At 78.5% G+C, this 1477-nt stretch carries 2 protein-coding genes; one reads left to right on the forward strand and one right to left on the reverse strand.

Annotated features, from left to right (window positions below):
- On the forward strand, nucleotides 1–827 hold an 827-nt coding region (locus ACFYUY_RS40040; RefSeq protein ID WP_387908444.1), incomplete at its 5' end, for a beta-ketoacyl reductase.
- Between the two features lie 76 nt (nucleotides 828–903).
- Here ACFYUY_RS40040 and ACFYUY_RS40045 read toward each other — a convergent pair.
- Nucleotides 904–1260 (reverse strand): helix-turn-helix domain-containing protein, encoded by a 357-nt coding sequence (locus tag ACFYUY_RS40045; RefSeq protein WP_360223096.1) that lies wholly within the window; start codon nucleotides 1258–1260, stop codon nucleotides 904–906.
- Nucleotides 1261–1477 lie beyond the last annotated feature (217 nt).

Here is a 1477-nt window from a genome sequence, read left to right on the forward strand (position 1 = left end):
GCCACGCCCTCGGCCTGCCCGCCACCTCCCTCGCCTGGGGCCTCTGGGAGGACGACGGCATGGGCAGCCGACTCGGCACCGCCGACCTCGCCCGGATGGCACGCTCCGGCATCGCCCCGCTGAGCGTGGAGGAGGGGCTGGCCCTGTTCGACGCCGCGCTCACCTCGGACGAGCCCCTCCTCGTCCCCGCCCGGCTCGACCTCGGCGCGCTGCGGGCCGCGGGCGACCGGGAGCGGGTGCCGGCGCTGCTCCGCGGCCTGGTCGGGCCCCCGGCGGCGCCGCGGCCGATCGCCGCCGCCACGGCCGCACCGGCCGCGGACGCCACCCCGCCGTGGGTGCGCAAGCTCGCCGAGGCCGCCGGGCCGGAGCGGGCGAGGGTCGCGCTGGACCTGGTCGGCGCGGCGGTCGCCGAGGTGCTCGGGCATCCGGCGAACCGGCCGGTCCCGGCCGAGCGCGGCCTGCTGGACCTCGGCCTCGACTCGCTCACGGCGGTCGAACTGCGCAACCGCCTCAGTGCCGAGACCGGCCTGCGGCTGCCCACCACCCTGCTGTTCGACCATCCGACGGCCAGCGCCCTCGCCGCCCACCTGCACGGCGAGCTGGCCGGCCGCCTCCCCGGCGGGGCGGGCGCGCTGCTCGGCCACCTCGACGACCTGGAGGCCGCCCTCGCCGCCGCCCCCGACGACGAGGAGACCCGCGAACGGCTGGCCGCCCGGCTGACCGCCGTCCTGGCCCGGCTCGCTCCCGAGGCGCCCACCCGCCTCGACCTCGCGGACGACGACGAGCTGTTCCAACTGATCGAGGACGAGCTGGGCGGCGCGGAGTGAGCGCGGACGGCCGGGCAGCCACGCCCCGCGCAGGGGTGGCGGCCCGGCCGTCGGGCGGGTCCTGGCGGACCCGGTGCTACGCGGGGAGCCGGTCGACGTTGAGCTCGACCCAGGTGCGCAGGTGCGCCAGCGGCACGCAGGCGTCCTCCCCGAGGTCGGTGAGGCTGTACTCGACGCGGGGCGGGACTTCGGCGAAGATCTCCCGGTGGACGAGGCCGTGCTCCTCCAGCCGGCGCAGCGTCTGGGTCAGCACCTTCGGGCTCACGCCCTGCAGGCGGCCGCGCAGGGCGCCGAAGCGCTGCGGGCCCTCCTCCAGGGCGCCCAGGGCCAGCGCGCTCCACTTGTTGGCGAGCAGGTCGAGCAGGTCGCGGCAGGGGCAGGCCGCGGCGTAGACGGATTTGGGGTCGGTGGCGTCGGTGGCGGAGCTCGTCATGGCGCCAATAGTACCCAACGGGTACCAGTATCCCTTGCGGGTAACCACTACCTTTCCCATACGGTCGCCGACGTGCCCGGATCTCCCCGGGCCGTGGGCCCCGCGCCCCCCCGCCCGGCGCCCCCCCCGGGCCCCGCCGCCCCCCCCCGGCCCCCCACCCCCCCCCCCCAACCCCCCCCCCCCCAACCCCCCCCCCCGCCCCTCCGCCACCCCCCGG

Source organism: Kitasatospora sp. NPDC004745, from assembly GCF_042873275.1.
Classification (GTDB): domain Bacteria; phylum Actinomycetota; class Actinomycetes; order Streptomycetales; family Streptomycetaceae; genus Kitasatospora.

Bases quoted from the DNA above. Each gene is read 5' to 3' on its own strand.
- ACFYUY_RS40045 (WP_360223096.1), bottom strand. From the start codon at position 1,260: ATGACGAGCTCCGCCACCGACGCCACCGACCCCAAATCCGTCTACGCC.